At 40.1% G+C, this 20,310-nt stretch carries 18 protein-coding genes and 1 other annotated feature (1 of these 19 only partly in view); of the genes, 16 read left to right on the top strand and 2 right to left on the bottom strand.

Annotated elements, in window-relative coordinates; genetic code table 11:
* Positions 1 to 205: a binding site (T-box leader), on the top strand (it extends 65 nt beyond the left edge of the window).
* Between the two features lie 70 nt (positions 206 to 275).
* The 4 genes from pheS (at position 276) to FS608_RS30680 (ending at position 4,933) form a co-directional block, all read left to right on the top strand.
* Positions 276 to 1,313 carry a phenylalanine--tRNA ligase subunit alpha gene (pheS, locus tag FS608_RS03605; RefSeq protein WP_144547879.1) on the top strand — a complete coding sequence of 346 codons (1,038 nt, stop codon included), beginning with the start codon at positions 276 to 278 and terminating at the stop codon, positions 1,311 to 1,313.
* 51 nt (positions 1,314 to 1,364) lie between these two features.
* A complete protein-coding gene (gene pheT / locus FS608_RS03600; protein ID WP_144547878.1) occupies positions 1,365 to 3,779 on the top strand; it encodes a phenylalanine--tRNA ligase subunit beta in 2,415 nt (804 codons plus the stop codon).
* A gap of 183 nt (positions 3,780 to 3,962) precedes the next feature.
* Positions 3,963 to 4,475, top strand: coding sequence for a nuclease-related domain-containing protein (locus FS608_RS03595; protein ID WP_186328578.1), 513 nt, complete (start codon positions 3,963 to 3,965; stop codon positions 4,473 to 4,475).
* 119 nt (positions 4,476 to 4,594) lie between these two features.
* Positions 4,595 to 4,933 carry an Sjogren's syndrome/scleroderma autoantigen 1 family protein gene (locus tag FS608_RS30680; protein WP_144547876.1) on the top strand — a complete coding sequence of 113 codons (339 nt, stop codon included), beginning with the start codon at positions 4,595 to 4,597 and terminating at the stop codon, positions 4,931 to 4,933.
* A gap of 320 nt (positions 4,934 to 5,253) precedes the next feature.
* Here the strand turns inward: FS608_RS30680 and FS608_RS03585 are convergent, their stop codons facing one another.
* Positions 5,254 to 5,544 carry a 4a-hydroxytetrahydrobiopterin dehydratase gene (locus FS608_RS03585; RefSeq protein WP_144547875.1) on the bottom strand — a complete coding sequence of 97 codons (291 nt, stop codon included), beginning with the start codon at positions 5,542 to 5,544 and terminating at the stop codon, positions 5,254 to 5,256.
* Positions 5,545 to 5,605: 61 nt separating this feature from the next.
* Positions 5,606 to 6,550 carry a ribonuclease HIII gene (gene rnhC, locus FS608_RS03580; RefSeq protein ID WP_144547874.1) on the bottom strand — a complete coding sequence of 315 codons (945 nt, stop codon included), beginning with the start codon at positions 6,548 to 6,550 and terminating at the stop codon, positions 5,606 to 5,608.
* Between the two features lie 108 nt (positions 6,551 to 6,658).
* Here rnhC and zapA point away from each other — a divergent pair, with 108 nt between their 5' ends.
* The 12 genes from zapA (at position 6,659) to uvrC (ending at position 20,243) form a co-directional block, all read left to right on the top strand.
* Positions 6,659 to 6,919: a cell division protein ZapA gene (gene zapA / locus FS608_RS03575; protein WP_144547873.1), complete on the top strand. Its 261-nt coding sequence runs from the start codon at positions 6,659 to 6,661 to the stop codon at positions 6,917 to 6,919.
* A 6-nt stretch (positions 6,920 to 6,925) separates the two neighbouring features.
* Entirely contained in the window at positions 6,926 to 7,480 is a 555-nt protein-coding gene (locus FS608_RS03570; RefSeq protein WP_144547872.1) for a CvpA family protein, read from the top strand.
* A gap of 74 nt (positions 7,481 to 7,554) precedes the next feature.
* Positions 7,555 to 9,273, top strand: coding sequence for a DNA polymerase/3'-5' exonuclease PolX (gene polX / locus FS608_RS03565; RefSeq protein WP_144547871.1), 1,719 nt, complete (start codon positions 7,555 to 7,557; stop codon positions 9,271 to 9,273).
* A gap of 12 nt (positions 9,274 to 9,285) precedes the next feature.
* On the top strand, positions 9,286 to 11,646 hold the full coding sequence (locus tag FS608_RS03560) for an endonuclease MutS2 (RefSeq protein ID WP_144547870.1): 2,361 nt from the start codon (positions 9,286 to 9,288) through the stop codon (positions 11,644 to 11,646).
* Positions 11,647 to 11,665: 19 nt separating this feature from the next.
* Complete coding sequence (locus FS608_RS03555; protein ID WP_144547869.1) at positions 11,666 to 12,073, top strand: DUF350 domain-containing protein; 408 nt, start codon at positions 11,666 to 11,668, stop codon at positions 12,071 to 12,073.
* A 232-nt stretch (positions 12,074 to 12,305) separates the two neighbouring features.
* Positions 12,306 to 14,012 (top strand): AMP-binding protein, encoded by a 1,707-nt coding sequence (locus FS608_RS03550; protein ID WP_144547868.1) that lies wholly within the window; start codon positions 12,306 to 12,308, stop codon positions 14,010 to 14,012.
* A gap of 319 nt (positions 14,013 to 14,331) precedes the next feature.
* Complete coding sequence (locus FS608_RS03545) at positions 14,332 to 14,916, top strand: fatty acid metabolism transcriptional regulator FadR (RefSeq protein WP_144547867.1); 585 nt, start codon at positions 14,332 to 14,334, stop codon at positions 14,914 to 14,916.
* A gap of 23 nt (positions 14,917 to 14,939) precedes the next feature.
* Positions 14,940 to 15,713, top strand: coding sequence for an enoyl-CoA hydratase (locus FS608_RS03540; protein WP_144547866.1), 774 nt, complete (start codon positions 14,940 to 14,942; stop codon positions 15,711 to 15,713).
* A gap of 106 nt (positions 15,714 to 15,819) precedes the next feature.
* Complete coding sequence (locus tag FS608_RS03535) at positions 15,820 to 16,593, top strand: electron transfer flavoprotein subunit beta/FixA family protein (protein ID WP_026563382.1); 774 nt, start codon at positions 15,820 to 15,822, stop codon at positions 16,591 to 16,593.
* Between the two features lie 39 nt (positions 16,594 to 16,632).
* Positions 16,633 to 17,610, top strand: a complete 978-nt coding sequence (locus FS608_RS03530; RefSeq protein WP_144547865.1) for an electron transfer flavoprotein subunit alpha/FixB family protein — start codon at positions 16,633 to 16,635, stop codon at positions 17,608 to 17,610.
* A gap of 200 nt (positions 17,611 to 17,810) precedes the next feature.
* Positions 17,811 to 18,125, top strand: a complete 315-nt coding sequence (gene trxA / locus FS608_RS03525) for a thioredoxin (protein WP_144547864.1) — start codon at positions 17,811 to 17,813, stop codon at positions 18,123 to 18,125.
* Positions 18,126 to 18,470: 345 nt separating this feature from the next.
* Positions 18,471 to 20,243 (top strand): excinuclease ABC subunit UvrC, encoded by a 1,773-nt coding sequence (gene uvrC, locus FS608_RS03520; protein ID WP_144547863.1) that lies wholly within the window; start codon positions 18,471 to 18,473, stop codon positions 20,241 to 20,243.
* Positions 20,244 to 20,310: the final 67 nt, after the last annotated feature.

Raw genomic sequence — 20,310 nt, 5'->3', positions numbered from 1 at the left:
AAGCACTTTTATGGTAAGGATAAGAGAAGTTCACCTCCTGAGTTGGCATCGGGACCACGATTAAAAGCAATAGCTATTCAGCTACTTCCGCTTTCCGTGTAAAGATGCACCGGCATAAGCCGTTATCCGAATGAAGCGAACACAATGTGTTTTACATAACGTGTTTACAAGGGTGGTACCGCGAAACTTTAACCTCGTCCCTTTCCAGGGATGGGGTTTTTTTGTTTTTCTGGTGCCTGACACCAATTACCGATTATTATTAAGGAGGAATTGACATGCAAGAACGTTTAAAGGAATTGCAGGAAGAGGCTATTCAAAAAATTGAACAGTCCGGAAGCTTAAAAGAATTAAATGACATCCGTGTTGCCTACTTAGGAAAAAAGGGGCCAATTACGGAAGTATTGCGCGGCATGGGGAAACTTTCTGCTGAAGAGCGTCCAGTTATGGGGGCACTAGCAAACGAAGTTCGTGAAGCGATTGCCGAAAAAATTGAAGCCAAACAGAAGGGATTAGAAGAAGCTGCTGTTCTAGAAAAGTTAGCTTCTGAAAGTATCGATGTTACTCTTCCAGGCCGCCCAGTGAAGGTTGGAAATCACCATTCGCTAACAAGAATCATTGAAGAAATTGAAGACTTATTTATCGGTATGGGTTACCAGGTAGCAGAAGGTCTGGAAGTTGAGCAGGATTATTATAACTTCGAAGCTCTTAATTTACCGAAGGGCCACCCAGCCCGCGATATGCAGGACTCTTTCTATATTACAGAAGACATCCTTCTTCGTACTCATACATCTCCAGTTCAAGCCCGTACGATGGAGAAGCACCAAGGCAAAGGACCGATCAAGATTATTTGCCCAGGTAAAGTGTACCGCCGTGATAATGATGACGCGACACACTCCCACCAATTTATGCAAATCGAAGGTCTTGTTGTCGGTGAAAACATCCGGATGAGTGACCTAAAAGGAACTTTAGAAGTGTTTGCGAAAAAAATGTTCGGGGAAGATCGTGAAATCCGTTTACGCCCAAGCTTTTTCCCTTTCACAGAACCATCTGTTGAAATGGACATTTCTTGTAAAATTTGCGGCGGCGATGGCTGCAGCGTTTGTAAACGCACAGGTTGGATCGAAATTCTTGGAGCAGGAATGGTCCATCCTAACGTTCTAGAGATGGCAGGATACGATTCTAAAAAATACACTGGCTTCGCCTTCGGTATGGGAGCTGAACGAATTGCAATGTTAAAGTACGGTGTCGATGATATCAGACATTTCTATACCAATGATGTTCGTTTCTTAAAACAATTTTCAAAACACGAGTAAATTGGAACGCTTCAACCCGTTGAAGTTGAATAAATAAAGGAGGATGACGACATGTTCGTTTCATATAAATGGCTCCAAGATTATATCGATTTAACTGGAGTAACTGCTGCTGAATTAGCAGAAAAAATTACAAAAAGCGGTATTGAGGTTGAGGGAGTCGAAATCCTTAATGACGGCATTCAAGGTGTCGTTGTTGGTCATGTTCTTGAACGAGAACAGCATCCAAATGCGGATAAATTAAGCAAGTGTCTTGTCGATGTTGGCGGAGAACAGCCGGTACAAATCATTTGCGGAGCGCCAAATGTGGCACAAGGGCAAAAGGTTGCAGTGGCAACAGTAGGTGCAGTATTACCAGGTAATTTTAAAATAAAACGCGCGAAACTTCGCGGTGAAGAATCGAACGGAATGATCTGTTCGCTGACAGAGTTAGGAATGGAAGGAAAGGTAGTTCCGAAAGAGTATTCTGAGGGGATCTTTGTTTTTCCAGCGGATACAGAGGTAGGTGTCGATGCCCTTGCCGAGTTAAATCGTGATGATGAGATTCTTGAACTTAGCTTAACACCAAACCGTGCCGATTGTTTGAGCATGCTGGGTGTTGCCTATGAAGTGGCAGCGATTCTTGGCAGAGACGTCAAACTTCCAGAAACGAACCTGCAAGCTTCAACTGAAAAAGCATCTGATTATGTAAAAATTACGGTCGAAGCAAAAGAGGATAATCCATTATATGTAGCGCAAATCATTAAAAATGTAAAAATCGGACCATCTCCGCTCTGGATGCAAACACGTTTAATGTCTGCGGGAATTCGTCCACACAATAATGTGGTCGATATTACCAACTACATTCTGCTTGAATATGGTCAGCCGCTTCATGCATTTGATTATGACCGCTTAGGTTCAAAAGAAATCCTTGTCCGCCGTGCAACAGATGGGGAGAAATTCGTAACGTTGGATGATGCTGAACGCACGTTAACATCTGATCATCTAGTCATTACTAATGGAACCGAACCAGTTGCGCTTGCCGGGGTTATGGGTGGAGCAAATTCAGAGGTAACTTCAGATACAACAACTGTACTACTTGAATCCGCTTATTTTAACGGGGCAACTGTCAGAAAAGCTTCTAAAGACCATGGCTTAAGAAGTGAAGCGAGCGCTCGTTTTGAAAAAGGTGTTGATCCTAATCGTGTTCGTGCCGCTGGAAATCGTGCTGCCTACTTAATGGCAAAATACGCTGGCGGTGAAGTATTAGAAGGTGCAGTAGAGGCGGATACAATGACAGTTGAGCCAGCTGTAGTTTCTATCACTTTAGAAAAAATCAATCGAGTTCTTGGTACAGACCTAGTGATGAATGACGTAAAAGATATCTTTGATCGCCTTCAATTTGGTATCAGCATTGAGGAGGATACCGTAACCGTAACGGCTCCAACTCGCCGCGGTGATATTAAAATAGAAGAAGATTTACTAGAAGAGGTGGCCCGTCTTTACGGCTACGACAACATCCCTAAAACATTGCCAGTTGGTTCAACTACCCCAGGAAGGTTATCAGAGTACCAGAAGAAACGCCGTATGGTTCGACAATACCTTGAAGGAGCAGGATTGTACCAAGCAGTGACCTATTCCCTTACAAGCGAGGAAAAAGCAACTCAATTCGCGCTTGAAAAACGAGATACTATCCGTCTTTCAATGCCAATGAGTGAGGAGCGCAGCATCCTGCGTTTAAGCATTATGCCACAGTTGTTGGAAGTATTAAAATACAACAGTGCCCGTCAAAATGAAAGCTTAGGTGTGTATGAAACCGGGGCTGTATTCTTAGCGAATGGTACAGATACTCTTCCATCAGAAAAAGAACACTTAGCCGCCGCTATTACAGGGCTATGGTCAAGTCATTCTTGGCAAGGAGAGAAGAAGGCAGTCGACTTCTTCGTGATCAAAGGAATCCTAGAAGGAGTGTTTGCTAAACTTGGTTTACTAGAACAGGTTCAATTTGTTCAAGCGCAAGTTGACGGCATGCACCCTGGACGTACGGCTGACGTACTCTTAAATGGGGAGAAAATCGGCTTTATCGGCCAAGTTCACCCAACAGTTCAAAAAGAGCTTGATTTAAAGGATACCTACGTATTTGAGCTCTCATTGAAACCAGTACTTGAAGCAGAAACACCAGCATTACAATACCAGGCCATCCCACGCTTCCCGTCCATCACAAGAGACATTGCTCTTGTGGTAAACAGAGAAACGGTGTCAGGCACCCTAAAAGAAATTATCGTAACAGCGGGTGCGCCGCTTCTGAAGGAAGCTGAAGTGTTTGATTTATATGAGGGAGATAAGATGGAGGCAGGCAAGAAGTCTATTGCGTTCTCTCTAAAGTATGTTGATCCGGAACGTACGTTAACAGATGAAGAAGTGACGAAGATTCATAACCGAGTACTTGCTGCGTTAGAAGAAAAAGCAGGTGCAGTTTTAAGGGGTTAACAAAAAGCTAGTTCGAAGATTGTTTTCGAACTAGCTTTTTTTTCTTAAATGAAATTTCCGGTTCGCTGATTTATTTCTTTGTGAAATTAATAGACAAACTTTATTAACAAATTCCGCTATTATTCGGCAGGGATTACCTGCTCCTTTCAGAATTATATTAGTAAAATGAAAGGAGTGAAAAGATTGGTTATAAAAGAAAGGACAATTCCATTAGTACTTCTTATTTTAGAGGCGTTATGCCGACGTCTTCCATTGAATTACCAAAAGTATCAGCAAATTTTAGAGGAGCTGGGGAGGAGACAGGCTGGTTACAAAGGTGAAGTGAGTCTTGATTATTATTTACGTCTCCTGCCAATTGATAAATACCTAATACTCCACGATTTAAACCTTCCTGATGGTGACTACAACTGCCAAATTGATACCCTTCTCCTAACATCACAATTCGCCCTAATTGTTGAAGTGAAGAATATGGCTGGCAAATTAATATTTGATACAGAAAATGAACAGTTTATTCAAATAAATAATGAAAAGGAAAAAGGCTACCCTGATCCAATTGCTCAATCCGAAAGGCATAAAAAGTTTCTAGAAAAACTAATGGCAGAACATAAATTTCCTCCAATTCCGGTCGATTACATAGTAGTTTTAAGCAATAACTATGCTTCATATGTCATCAACGAAAAAACACTCATAAAGTAAAACCACGAATATGTAAGTCAGATGTTTTCCTTAATAAAATTCAGTTTTTTGAAAAGCAATATGTTACTTCATTCATTCATGCGAAAGACCTCCGAAAACTGAGTCGACTTCTCGTAAAAATGAATAAGGTACCGACTAGCTATGTTTTGAAAAAGTACGGAATTAACAAAGCTGATATATTAACTGGAGTCTGTTGTCCTCACTGCAACTACTTACCACTTGTTCGCAAAAAACAAAAGTGGTATTGTCCTTCATGCGACAAATTTTCAGTAGATGCGCATAAAAATGCCCTAATAGACTACTTTTTACTGATTGATTTAAATATTACTAACCAACAGTTCCGAGAATTTACCCATCTTGATTCAATTAATATTGCGGGTAGAATGCTGCGTTCCGAAAATCTTAAAAGTACAGGATCAAAAAAGAATCGAATTTACTTTCCTGTTACTTTTCTATGAAATTACGTGCCAAAGTTCAATGCGCAAATAAAATAGGTCAATGCGCAAATAAAACTGTGCAATCCGCAAATAAAACGGCTCAATCCGCAAATAAAACCGATTTATTCGCAAATAACAAGTTTTATAACCGCTCAATAGACGGTGAATTGCTATTTTGTTGTTGAAAATGTACTAATTTTTTTAAAAACAATGCATGCAATGAACAACACTACTTTTATTAGATAAAATTCATTCATTTTTTCGATAAATCTAACCATTTACAAATTAAATACAACAGAGGATGTCAAATTTGCGACATCCTCTTTAAAATTCACGTACAATTATATCTTTTCATAAATCGAGTCATAGTTTTTCGCTAAAGTGATATCCAAATCAGTTAACCCCCCGGCATTCCATGAGGTTAATCGCAGTGTCACTAATTTATAATCAATCGCCATGAATGGATGATGATTTTTTTCTTCTGAAAGCTGTGCAATGACATTTACAAACGCTACGCCTTGTAAAAACTCACGAAAGCGGTACTTTTTCACAATGAATTTTCCGTCCAATTTCCAGCCTGATAAGCTCGCAACAGCTGCAGTAATCTCCGATTCACTTAGTCTATTTGCCAACCTAAACTCCTCCAAACGCTGTTTTTATATATCTATTCGAAAAACAGCCCAAAAAATCATATCAATTTCGTTTTTTACTAACAAGGGCGATCGCTTTGTCCGTATTGGCAAAGTGAAGCTTTACATAAGACGGAAGGATGTCACGGCCTTTACTCATGATTAGCTTTGCTGCAGCTACATCCACCTGTGCCCCTGCACCTTTTGGAATTTTGAAGCCTGCAGACTCGCTGAGTTTATCAATATATTGGATGAAGGCATATCGTGCGAGAATACTTGCTGCAGCAACAGCGAGATGAATTCCTTCTGCTTTCGTACTAAAACAAACATTTTCTTTGGCCACTGCTTTTTGGCCTTTAATATGCTGAAAATAGGTACTGCCTTGAACAAATTGGTCGATAAGTATTGCTTCAGGCTTCTCAGGCGAGATTTTGTCTAATACATTTAAAATCGCTTGATTATGTAAGAGCGCCTTCATTTTTCCCTGCGACATTCCTGCTTTTTGAACCTGATTATACTTTTCGTTTTTTAATGTCATTAAACTAAAGGGAATAATATCTTTAATGACCTTCGCAATTGCAATAATTTTTTCATCGTTTAAATCCTTCGAATCCCGCACGCCTAATTCTTTCATCAATGGAATATTTTCCTTTTTCACATACGCAGCCACGACTGTAATTGGACCGAAAAAGTCTCCCGTCCCAACTTCATCTGAACCAATCACTGACATTTGACTAATCCCAATAGGCAGGTCGCCTTTCGCTGGTGATTTCGATTTAGAAGGAGAGGAAGGCTTGTTTGAGGTGGCACTTCCCCATTTACTGGCCTCTTTTTCACTATCGTTTCCTTGGAATAATACTTTGCCAGATTTATAAGCTGTAATCATACAGGCAGACGTTTTTGCAGCAAACACACTGCCGGGAATGTTTTTATCTAATAAACTTTTTCCGTAATAGTTTCTCATTTCCATGATCTTATTCATATCTAGATTCAATACAACATTAGCCATACTATATACACCACATTTCTAAATAAAGATAAAATACGCTTTAACTTTTCCACAGATAACGGTTCATGTTATGATAGAGAATAGGATTCTCTGAATGGAGGCATGACGTTGTCGAATAATCAAAAAAATAGAACTACCGTAGATATATACGGACAACAATATGTTATTATGGGTTCCGAAAGTCCAAGTCACATCCGGCATGTGGCCTCATTGGTTGACAATAAAATGCGCGAAATCAGTTATAAGAATCCCAATTTAGATGAAACCAAACTCGCCGTTTTAACAGCTGTAAATGCAGTCAATGATTTTCTTCAAATGAAAGACGAATTAAATCGGCTACAAAAAGAACGACAAAAGGAAAAGGACTAAAATACCATGTTGGATTTAGCAATTATCATTTTTTTAATTATTGGATTCTTTGTAGGCCTGAAAAGAGGCTTTATTCTGCAGCTTTTTCATTTAATAGGTTTTATTATTGCATATGTAGCAGCATATTCATACTATGAACAGTTAGCACCGAAGTTAACATTATGGATTCCTTATCCGAACTTCGGTAATATGTCTTCCCTAAAAATCCTTGGCGACAGCAGTAATATGGAAGCCGCCTTTTATCGTGCGATTGCCTTTGTCATCATCTTTTTTGCGGTAAAAGTGTTATTGCAAATTATTGGTTCCATGCTTGACTTCGTTGCTCATTTGCCTATCTTAAGGCAATTGAATGTTTGGGCAGGAGGAATTCTAGGTTTCGTTGAAGTGTATTTAGTTATCTTTATTTTATTATATATTTCAGCCCTTGTACCAATAGAATTTATGCAAAATGCTTTGGATCAATCGATCATGTCAAAAGCAATTGTGAATAACACGCCGATCCTTTCACAGCAAATAAAAAGCTTGTGGATTGAATATACAGCTGCTTTAACTTCTCTGTAGCAGAGAAGTTTTTCTATTCATGCCATAAAGTAGGCTAAAATGAAAATGCTAATCAGTAGGTAGGTGACTTATTAATGGAAGTAACTAAAAAAGATTTATTACGATTATTAGAAACGATTGCCACTTATATGGAGTTAAAGGGAGAAAACCCTTTTAAGGTATCTGCTTTTCGAAAAGCGGGCAATGCCTTGGAAACAGATGAACGAGACTTAACAGAAATTGAAGATTTTACAACGATTTCTGGAATAGGTAAAGGGACGGCCGCTGTCATAGATGAATACATAAAAGAGGGTACATCTTCTGTTTTAAATGAATTAAAGGCGGAAGTTCCAAGAGGACTAATCCCATTACTTCAGCTCCCAGGTCTGGGGGGGAAGAAAATTGCCAAACTATACAAAGAGTTGAAAGTTGTGGATGTTTCCAGCTTAAAAGAAGCATGTGAAGCAGGAAAGGTTCAAGCACTCGCTGGTTTTGGTAAAAAAACAGAGGAAAAAATTCTCGGTGCCATTGCCAATGTGGGTACAAGGCCTGAACGGCTTCCGTTAGCCTATATGATCCCCATTGCGGAGCAGATTGAAGCTACACTAGAGAATTTCAAGGATATTGAGCGATTTTCACGTGCGGGAAGCCTGCGCAGAATGAGAGAGACGATTAAGGATCTTGATTTTATCATTGCAACTAATCAGCCTGAACATGTGCGCGAACAGCTATTACAATTAGCAAACATTAAAGAAGTGATTGGAGCTGGAGAAACGAAGGTTTCCCTCGTTTTTGCCTATGATTACGATATTTCTGTCGATTTCCGCCTGGTAAAACCCGAAGAATTTATCACAACCCTGCATCATTTCACTGGATCAAAAGACCATAATGTCCGAATGAGACAACTTGCGAAAGAACGCGGTGAAAAGATCAGTGAGTATGGCGTTGAAATCATCGAGACGGGGGAAATTCTCACCTTCTCATCAGAAGAAGAATTTTTCAAGCATTTTGATCTTCCCTTCATTCCTCCAGAAATAAGAGAGGACGGGAAGGAAGTCGAAACATACAGTGCAACTGAGGAATTAATTGAGTTAGCAGATATTAAAGGGGATCTTCACATGCATTCCACCTGGAGCGACGGTGCCCATTCCATTGAACAAATGGCTGATGCATGCCGGGCAAGAGGTTATCAATACATGGCCATCACTGACCATTCACAGTATTTAAAAGTGGCTAATGGTCTTACACGCGAAAGACTACTAATGCAAAGAGAAGAAATTAACAGACTGAATCAAAAGTATGATGATTTTCTTATTCTAGCGGGTGTCGAGATGGATATTCTTCCAGACGGCAGCTTGGATTATGATGATGAGTTGCTAGCTGAGATGGATTTCGTGATTGCCTCCATTCATTCTGCCTTTTCTCAACCAAGGGAAAAAATCATGGAGCGTCTAAAGACGGCGTTAACAAATGCCCATGTGGATTTAATTGCTCATCCAACGGGCAGGAAAATCGGCCGTCGCGAAGGATACGATGTAGACATTGATTTATTGATCCAACTTGCCAAAGAAACTAATACAGCACTAGAACTAAATGCAAATCCAAACAGGCTTGATCTAGCAGCGGAGTATTTACGCAGAGCACAGGATGCGGGAGTAAAAATCCTTATCAACACAGATGCACATAAAATGGATACACTAAAGCATATGGAAATCGGTGTTTCCGCAGCCAAAAAAGGCTGGATTAAAAAATCATCCGTGTTAAATGCACTGGATAAAAATGACCTGCTAGAATTTTTACATAATCGAGAATAGGAGGTTATCTCCATGCAAGAAAAAGCTTTAAAAGTACTAGAATTTACTAAAGTGAAAGAACAGCTGTTAGAACATGCGGCATCTTCTCTTGGGAGAAGAAAAATACAGGACTTGGTGCCTTCTATTGATTTTGATGAGGTGGTTAAACTTCAAGCAGAAACAGATGAGGCATCGACAGTGTTCCGGGTAAAAGGGAATGTACCACTTTCAGGTGTTCATGATATAACTGCACACATCAAACGGTCTGTCATTGGCGGTGTGTTAAGCCCGCATGAACTTATTCAAACAGCTAGTACCATCCATGCAAGCAGACAAATGAAACGATTTATCGAGGAGTTTGCTGATGAACGAACAGAAATTCCGATTTTGTCTGAACAGGCAGAACGAATTATTCCGCTGACAGACCTTGAGCATTCGATTAAACATGCCATCGATGATAGCGGAGAAGTATTAGACAGTGCAAGCGACCTGCTACGGTCATTACGACACCAACTGAGGTCAAATGAATCGCGCGTTCGGGAAAAACTAGAAAGCATGATTCGTTCATCGAATGCCAGCAAAATGCTTTCCGACGCAATTGTCACGATTCGAAATGACAGGTTTGTCATTCCTGTTAAGCAGGAGTATCGCGGCCATTACGGCGGGATTATTCATGACCAAAGCGCATCAGGACAAACCCTTTTTATAGAACCGCAAGTGATTGTCCAATTAAACAATCAACTCCAGGATATTCGTGTGAAGGAACAACTCGAGATCGATAGGATTCTAACAGAGTTATCGGCCGCAGCGGCAGAACACGAGAGTGAACTTAAAGTCATCGTCGAGGTCCTTGCCAATTTAGATTTTATTTTTGCAAAAGCAAGGTATGGAAAACGTATAAAGGCGTCCATGCCGATCATGAATAATGAAGGAAGAATTGCTTTATATAAGGCAAGACATCCACTTATTCCAATCGAAGAAGTTGTGGCCAACGATATCATGTTAGGAAAAGAGTTTACAACAATTGTTATCACAGGTCCGAATACAGGTGGAAAAACGGTCACCCTAAAAACACTTGGCTTGTGTACATTAATGGCCCAGGCTGGTTTGCAAATTCCGGCTTATGACGGCTCAGAGCTTGCCGTTTTTGATGCAGTTTATGCTGATATTGGCGATGAACAGTCCATCGAACAAAGCTTAAGTACCTTTTCATCCCATATGGTTAATATCGTGGATATCTTAAACCGCGTCGATTTTAATAGTCTTGTACTATTTGATGAACTCGGGGCAGGCACCGACCCACAGGAAGGTGCGGCCTTGGCGATTTCCATTTTGGATGAGGTCCACAAGCGGGGTGCTAGAGTCATTGCAACGACACATTACCCAGAGTTAAAAGCATATGGGTATAACCGTGAGGGTGTCTTGAATGCGAGTGTCGAGTTTGATGTGGAAACATTAAGCCCTACTTATAAATTGTTATTAGGAGTTCCAGGGCGGAGCAACGCGTTTGAAATCTCCAAACGCCTCGGCTTAAATGAACGGGTCATCGAGGCGGCTCGCTCGCATGTAAGTGAAGATACGAACCAAATTGATAAGATGATTTCATCACTGGAAGACAGTAAACGACTGGCAGAAAAAGAGCGAGAGGAAGCTCGTGATTATTTAAAGTCTGCTGAGAAACTCCATCAAGACTTGCAAAAACAACTAATGGAATTTTACGAGAAAAAAGACTCGATGCTTGAAAAGGCCGCAGAAAAAGCTGGAGAAATCGTTGACGAGGCAAAGAGTGAGGCTGAACGGGTCATCCGAGATCTTCGCAAAATGCGTACGGAAAAGCATGCCGATATTAAGGAACATGAATTAATTGAAGCAAAACGGCGCTTAGAAGAGGCTGCACCAGAAATACCAAAATCCGCTGCTAAACTCACAAATAAAAAAACGAAGAAACATACGTATATGCCTGGCGATGAGGTAAAAGTACTTACCTTTGACCAAAAAGGCACACTGGTTGAAAGAGTTTCTTCGAATGAATGGCAGGTACAAATCGGAATTCTCAAAATGAAAGTAAAAGAAAAAGATATGGAATATATGAGCACCCCGAAACAGGTCGAAACCAAACCGATGGCGATTGTAAAAGGCCGGGATTCATATGTTAAACTGGAATTAGACCTTCGCGGCGAGAGGTATGAAGATGCTCTCCTTAAGGTGGAAAAGTATATTGATGATGCGCTGCTTTCCAGTTATCCACGTGTATCAATCATCCACGGTAAAGGAACGGGTGCGCTGCGACAGGGTGTTCAGGAATACTTAAGAAACCATCGATCTGTCCAAAAAATTCGCTTTGGAGAAGCTGGGGAAGGCGGATCAGGCGTAACCATCGTAGAGTTTAAATAATGTCCGGGGAGTTTTGGCAATGGACCAGTTTTGGGAGAACGAATATATTCAAATAGCTGCTAATTATAGTGTAGTCATTTTATGTTTGGTCGTCTTTTTAGCTATTTTTGAAATGGTGACCAAATATAAAAATTGGGAAGAAATCAAAAAAGGAAATTTGGCTGTGGCGATGGCAACGGGGGGGAAAATATTGGGGGTGGCCAATATCTTCCGCTGTACAATCGAGCAGAACAATTCCCTGCTTTCCATGATTGGCTGGGGAATTTATGGATTTTTGTTATTAGTTGTGGGTTATTTTATCTTTGAATTTTTAACGCCAAAATTTAAAATTGACGAAGAAATTCAAAATGATAATCGGGCAGTTGGGTTGATTTCGCTGGTGATCTCGATTGGTTTATCGATTGTCATTGGTGCAGGTATTACGTAAGGGGAGAATAAAAAGTGGAGACATTAGCTAAGATACTTCTCGGATTATGCGGCTTGTTTTTGCTAATCGGTTTGATCTATATGTTATTTTTTGCGTAAGTCAGAATCACCGCTGAGGAACAATCAGCGGTGATTTTTTAACTTTATCGTCAATTGTTTAATGTGTAGTACTGTAATATAATAGAAGAGAAGTTTGAATTTTTATAATTATCCACATAGAAAAGGGGGATATTATGTATGAAGCAAAACCTTGGCTAGCACTGTATCCAAAAGAAATACCTGCCACACTCGAGTACTCCAGAGAGCCTGTTCAGCAATACTTAGTGAATTCTGCAGAGCAATACCCTGAAAAAATAGCGATTCATTTTTTGGGAAAAGACATCACCTATAAACAGCTTTATGAAGATGCCATGAAGTTTGCCGGTTATTTGCAGGAAAACCTAGGTCTATCAAAAGGTGATCGGGTTGCAATCATGCTGCCTAACACACCACAGGCTGTGATAAGTTATTTTGGGATATTAATAGCAGGCGGAATTGTTGTTCAAACGAATCCGTTATATACGGAACGTGAATTAGAATATCAGATGAAAGATTCAGGCGCAAAGGCAATCATTACACTCGACATCCTCTATCCACGCGTATCTAAAGTGATGCCGCAAACAGATTTACAACATATAATTGTAACCGTTATCAAGAACTACTTACCATTCCCTAAAAATCTAATTTATCCCTTCATCCAGAAAAAACAATATGGAATTGTCGTGAATGTAAAGCACGGAGGAAGTACACATTTACTTTCGGAAATAGTAAAAATGAAGCGACAAAAAGTGAAGCAGGTTGAATTCAATTCTGAGGAAGATGTTGCACTCCTTCAATACACAGGAGGAACAACAGGATTTCCGAAAGGCGTCATGCTCACCCATAAGAATTTAATTGCAAATACCAAGATGTGCCAGGCCTGGCTGTACAAATTCAAGCCAGGTGAAGAATCAGTTCTCGCAATCGTCCCGTTCTTCCACGTGTATGGCATGACAACTGTGCTCATTTTATCAGTAATGCAGGCAAACAAAATGATCTTATTACCTAAATTTGATGTTGAGACAACATTGAAGACCATACACAAACAGCGCCCGACAGTGTTCCCAGGTGCACCAACCATTTATATTGGTATCTTAAACTATCCTGAATTGAAAAAATATGATTTATCATCGATTCATTCTTGTATCAGTGGCTCAGCCGCACTTCCAGTCGAGGTACAAGAGAAGTTTGAAAACGTTTCGGGTGGAAAACTTGTTGAAGGTTATGGGCTAACGGAAGCCTCTCCAGTCACACATGCGAACTTTTTATGGGATGCCCCTCGAGTAAAAGGCAGTATTGGTGTGCCGTGGCCAGATACAGAAGTAAAGGTTGTATCAACAGACACAGGTGAACCAGTGCCGATAAAGGAAATTGGAGAAATCGTAATAAAAGGGCCGCAAATCATGAAAGGGTACTGGAATCGTCCAGAGGATACAAAGGAAGTCTTGCATGATGGATGGTTATATACAGGTGACCTTGGCTATATGGATGAAGATGGCTATTTCTATGTAGTTGACCGCAAAAAGGATATGATTATCGCTGGCGGGTATAATATCTATCCAAGAGAGATAGAGGAAGTATTATATGAACATCCGGATGTGGTTGAAGCAGTCGCAGCAGGAATACCCGATCCGTACCGCGGAGAAACGGTTAAGGCTTATATTGTCTTAAAAGAAGGTTCATCGGTTACGGAAGAAGAAATGAACCAATTTTCACGAAAATATCTTGCAGCATACAAGGCACCGAGATACTATGAATTTAGACAAGAATTGCCCAAAACCGCTGTAGGGAAAATTTTAAGAAGGATGCTAGTTGAAGAAGAGAAACAAAAAATAGAAGAAGAAAACCAAAAACACGCATAAGTGTTACCTCTTTTTTTTGACAGAATAAGCCTGTCCATCTGTCATGAATAAGAAAAGGTAATGAGATATCTTGACAGATCAAGAGATAATAACTATTATTAAAATATGAATGATTGTTCATTCATATTTTTCTTTTTTAATAATAGACTGTGTTAATGGTTAATGCTGATTTTTGAACTCTGTTGATTGCAGTGGAAGGCACGAAGACTCCCGCGGAAAGCAAAGTGCCTGGGACGGAAATCAACAGACAAGTATAACACAGCCTAACAATATTAACCGTATTAACTGAACGAAACTTTCTTTCAAAGGAGGGATATAGTTGAAAAAAAGCAGGCCAAAATACATGCAAATTATTGAAGCTGCGGTGATTGTGATCGCAGAAAATGGCTACCATCAAGCACAAGTTTCAAAAATTGCTAAGCAAGCTGGAGTGGCTGATGGAACCATATATCTATATTTTAAAAACAAGGAAGACATCCTTATCTCTCTCTTTGAAGAAAAAATGGGAAGTTTCATTGAAAAAATAGATACAATGATAGCAGGAAAAGGGACAGCGGCAGAGAAGTTATTAATGATGGTAAAAGCTCATTTTAGTATGCTTTCTGAAGACCATCACATGGCAATCGTGACACAGTTGGAGTTACGGCAATCGAATAAGGATTTGCGGCTCCGAATTAATAATGTTCTAAAAGGTTACCTGCAGGTAATCGATAAGATTGTTATTGAAGGGAAGGAAAGCGGAGAGTTTTCCAGCGACCTCGATATTCGATTGGCCAGGCAAATGATTTTCGGTACAATCGATGAAACTGTGACATCGTGGGTGATGAACGAGGAAAAGTACGATCTAGTTGCACTGGCATCTCCAGTCCATCACCTCTTGATTAATGGCTGTGGAAGCCGGTAAATATGAAAATAGGGGGAATTCCAATGGAATACTTAAAATGGTCTTTTCAGGACAGTATTGCCACAATCACAATTGATCGTCCACCGGCAAACGCCCTTTCCTCAGGACTATTAAGGGAATTGTCAACTGTGCTCGATGAAATTGAACCTAATCGCGAGATCAGAGTGATTGTCATTCATGGGGAAGGGCGCTTTTTCTCTGCAGGTGCAGATATTAAGGAATTTACCACGGTTACTACTTCTGAAGGATTTTCTAATCTTGGGAAGTTTGGACAAGACTTATTTGACCGAATGGAAAAATTCCCGAAACCGATTATTGCTGCAATCCATGGAGCAGCGCTTGGCGGGGGGCTTGAACTAGCAATGGCATGCCATATCCGCTATGTTAGTGAAAAGGCCAAACTAGGTCTGCCTGAATTACAGCTTGGCTTAATTCCAGGATTCGCTGGTTCGCAGCGCCTTCCTAAATATGTGGGCGTGGCAAGAGCTGCGGAAATGCTGTTCACTTCTGAGCCAATCACAGGTGTTGAAGCAGTCCAATTTGGTTTAGCGAATCGTGCCTTTCCCGAAACAGAAGTAGTCGAAGAGGCGTTAAAGCTAGCAGGAAAAATTGCGAAAAAAAGTCCTGGGTCCATTAAAGCAGCGATTGAATTGTTAAATTATGCAAAAACGGACGATTTCTACGAAGGATCCAAAAGAGAATCTGAGTTATTTGGTGAAGTGTTTATTTCTAACGATGGAAAAGAAGGCATTCAAGCCTTTATTGAAAAAAGAGAACCACATTTTAAGGGTGAATAAACATATCTTTGCAGGTATAATTGTAAAGGAAGCCCTTTTTTTTATAAGTAATTTTCTTAATCTTTCAAACTGAGCGAATGCTCGAAATTTTATTAGGAGGGAAATCATGAATATTTATGTATTAATGAAAAGAACCTTTGATACCGAGGAAAAAATTTCGATTTCTGCTGGAAAAATTAATGAGGATGGTGCTGAATTTATCATCAATCCGTATGATGAATATGCAATTGAAGAAGCAATCCAAGTTCGCGATGCTAAGGGTGGAGAAGTTACCGTTATTTCTGTTGGAACTGAAGAAGCAGAAAAGCAATTACGTACTGCGCTAGCAATGGGTGCAGATAAAGCAGTCCTTATTAATACGGAGGATGATGTTGAAGGCGGAGATCAATTTACTACAGCAAAAATCCTCGCTGAATATCTAAAAGATAAAGATGCGGATTTAATTATTGGCGGCAATGTAGCGATTGACGGTGGAACAGGCCAAGTGGGACCACGTGTTGCAGAACTGTTAAACATCCCTTATGTAACAACTATTACTAAGTTAGAAATTGACGGAACAAATGTAACCGTTACCCGCGACGTAGAAGGTGATTCAGAAGTTATTGAAACCAGCCTTCCGCTGTTAGTTACAGCTCAACAAGGTCTAAACGAGCCGCGCTACCCATCCTTACCAGGAATCATGAAAGCAAAGAAGAAGCCGCTTGAAGAATTAGAATTAGATGACCTAGACCTTGAAGAAGACGATGTGGAAGCAAAAACAAAAACGATCGAAATTTATTTACCGCCTAAGAAAGAAGCAGGCCGCGTTTTGGCTGGCGATTTAAATGATCAAGTAAAAGAACTTGTTCATCTTCTTCATACCGAAGCAAAAGTAATCTAACTGGTTTAATACAAATTTTGTTCTCAGGAGGTATATGGAATGTCAAGAAAAGTAGTAGTTTTAGGAGAAGTTCGTGACGGTTCATTACGTAATGTATCATTCGAAGCGATTGCAGCAGCAAAAACAGTTGCTGAGGGCGGAGAAGTTGTTGGTGTTTTAGTGGGCGATTCTGTAAGCGCTCTATCGACTGAGTTAATCCAATTTGGTGCGGACCGTGTGGTTGTGGTTGAAGATGAGAAATTAAAACTTTATACATCGGATGGTTACGCTCAAGCACTTTTAGCGGTGCTCGACCAAGAAAAACCAGAAGGATTGGTTATGGGTCATACCTCATTAGGTAAAGATCTTTCCCCAAGAATTGCCGGAAAATTAGCATCAGGTTTAATTTCCGACGCCACAGCTGTTGAAGTAGCAGGTGGTAATGTTGTGTTCACAAGACCGATTTATTCCGGTAAAGCCTTTGAAAAGAAAATTGTTACAGAGGGCTTAATTTTCGCAACAGTACGACCAAATAACATCACCCCATTAGAAAAAGATGATAGCAGAAGCGGCGATGTATTAACCCTTTCTGTAGAAATCAAAGACCTTCGTGCAATAATTAAAGAGGTCGTCAGAAAAGCGAGCGAGGGGGTTGACCTAAGTGAAGCAAAAGTGGTTATTTCAGGAGGCCGCGGTGTAAAAAGTGCGGATGGATTCCAGCCACTTAAAGAACTTGCAGCCGTCCTAGGCGGAGCGGTAGGTGCTTCCCGTGGTGCCTGTGATGCTGACTATTGCGATTACTCGCTGCAAATTGGCCAGACTGGCAAAGTTGTCACACCAGACCTTTACATTGCCTGTGGTATTTCTGGAGCTATTCAACACTTAGCGGGAATGTCCAACTCAAAGGTAATCGTTGCTATTAACAAGGACCCAGAAGCAAATATTTTCAAAGTAGCAGATTATGGAATCGTCGGCGATTTATTTGAAGTAGTACCATTATTAACTGAAGAGTTTAAAAAATTGAAGGTACACTCATAATAAGAAGAGCGGAAGTGTTTAGTTACTATAACTAGACATTAGAAAAGCGAGCGGAAGGTCTCCGCTCGCTTAATTTTTCGGATACTTAGGTTCATACTTGGGAAGAATTAACGATGTGGCTAAGCAATTTATTAGCTTGATTTTTCAAACTTTGTTATACTTTCGATAGTAACTCAGTAATCATTAGGAGGGCAATATAAATGGCAATTTCACATTTAACTGATCAAAACTTTTCGGCTGAAACTGGTTCAGGCCTTGTTCTTGTAGATTTTTGGGCACCATGGTGCGGACCTTGTAAAATGATCGCTCCCGTTCTTGAAGAACTTGATTTAGAAATGGGCGATAAAGTAAAAATCACTAAACTTGATGTGGATGATAACCCGCAAACTGCAGCAAACTTTGGTGTAATGAGCATCCCAACTTTATTAGTGATGAAAAATGGCGAAGTTGTTGACAAAGTTGTCGGCTTCCAACCAAAAGATGCACTAGCAAGTGTTTTAGAAAAACACGTGTAAATAAAATGAAAATGCCTTAGCTTGGAAATAACCCAGCTAAGGTTTTTTTTCTGTATAGGAAATTATAAAATAATTAATTGTTGATAAATTTAATTAGTTCTCTGAATCCAGCTCCAGCGCCCAACGGCTAGTGTACTTCGCTCTCCGCCCTACGATAAGTCAACATCGAATCGACTTGAGCTCCGTGTTTCCTTTATCTCGGTTGGAGCGCTCCAGTCCATACGCCGCTAAACGGGCGCTTGCGCTTTTTGTTCTTTTTCCAAGAGACTACTACTTTCAATTATGCGCAGTTTCCTTTAATATTTTAACAGTAGATTATATATAAGACGGGAGGGAGTGGCCGGAATGAATGAAACAATTAAGCAAAAACTGACGCTGCTGCCGGATCAGCCTGGCTGCTACTTAATGAAAGACCGTCAGGGAACGATTATTTATGTCGGAAAAGCAAAAGTATTAAAAAATCGTGTCCGTTCCTATTTTACTGGATCGCACGATGGGAAGACATTAAGACTTGTCAATGAAATTGAGGACTTTGAATATATCGTCACCTCTTCGAATATTGAAGCACTTCTGCTGGAACTTAATCTTATTAAAAAGTATGATCCGAAATACAATATCATGCTGAAGGATGATAAAACGTATCCGTTTATTAAGTTGACAGCGGAAAAGCATCCTAAACTTATTATCACAAGAAAAGTAAAAAAGGATAAAGGGAAATATTTTGGTCCATACCCCAATGTGACAGCTGCGAATGAAACCAAAAAGCTTCTAGACCGAATCTACCCGCTCCGTAAATGTTCAACACTGCCGGAGAGGGTCTGTTTATACTATCATTTAGGACAGTGCCTGGCACCATGTGTAAATGAAGTTCAGGAAGAACAGTATAAACAAATGACGGATGAAATCACCCGCTTTCTAAATGGTGGTTATAATGAAATAAAAAAAGAGCTTAAGGAAAAAATGGCTGCTGCGTCAGAGGAATTAGACTTTGAACGAGCAAAAGACTATCGTGACAAAATCATTCATATTGAAACGATTATGGAAAAGCAAAAAATTACGATGACCGATTTTACAGACCGCGATGTATTTGGCTATGCAGTCGATAAAGGCTGGATGTGTGTACAGGTCTTTTTTGTCCGCCAAGGAAAACTAATTGAGCGGGATGTTTCCATGTTCCCCGTCTATAATGAGCCAGAGGAAGAAATCTTAACATTCCTCGGTCAATTTTATTCGAAAGCCAATCACTTTAAGCCGAAAGAAATTCTCATCCAAGATAATGTCGAGTTAAGTTTAGCTGAACAACTGTTAGAAGTTAAAGTGCTGCAGCCCCAACGTGGACAAAAAAAGGATCTTGTGCAATTGGCGATTAAAAATGCAAAAATTGCACTGAATGAAAAATTTTCACTGATTGAAAAGGATGAAAATCGAACCATTAAGGCAGTTGAGAATCTGGGAGAATTACTGGGAATCTATACGCCGCACCGAATCGAAGCTTTTGATAACTCTAACATCCAAGGGACGGACCCTGTATCAGCGATGGTGGTTTTCATTGATGGCAAGGCGAATCATCGAGAATACCGTAAATATAAAATCAAAACCGTTCAAGGGCCGGATGATTATGAATCGATGCGGGAAGTAACAAGAAGAAGGTACTCACGTGCGTTAAAAGAGGAACTTCCTCTGCCTGATTTAATCATCATCGATGGTGGAAAAGGGCATGTTGAAGCCGTACGTGACGTATTGGAAAATGAATTAGGGTTAGATATTCCACTGTCTGGACTCGTAAAAGACGAAAAGCACCGGACATCACAATTGCTGTATGGCAATCCATTAGGAATTGTTCCGCTCGGGCGGAACAGCCAGGAGTTTTATTTACTCCAAAGGATTCAAGATGAAGTCCACCGTTTTGCAATCACCTTCCATCGCCAACTGCGCGGAAAAACTGCGTTTCAATCCTTGCTTGATGATATTCCGGGGATTGGGGAGAAACGGAAAAAGTTATTGTTAAAACAGTTCGGCTCGGTGAAAAAAATGAAAGAAGCAAGTAAGGATGAATTCATAAATATTGGAATTCCAATGAATGTTGCCGAAGAGTTAATCAAAAAACTTCAATCCTAGTGATTGTCAGAAAAAAAGGAACATGCTATAATTAGTGAAAATTTAATTTACTATCACTTTTACGTAT

Source organism: Bacillus sp. X1(2014), from assembly GCF_007678255.1.
Note: the sequence above shows the minus strand (reverse complement) of the source record. Positions and strands in the feature narration are given on the sequence as shown.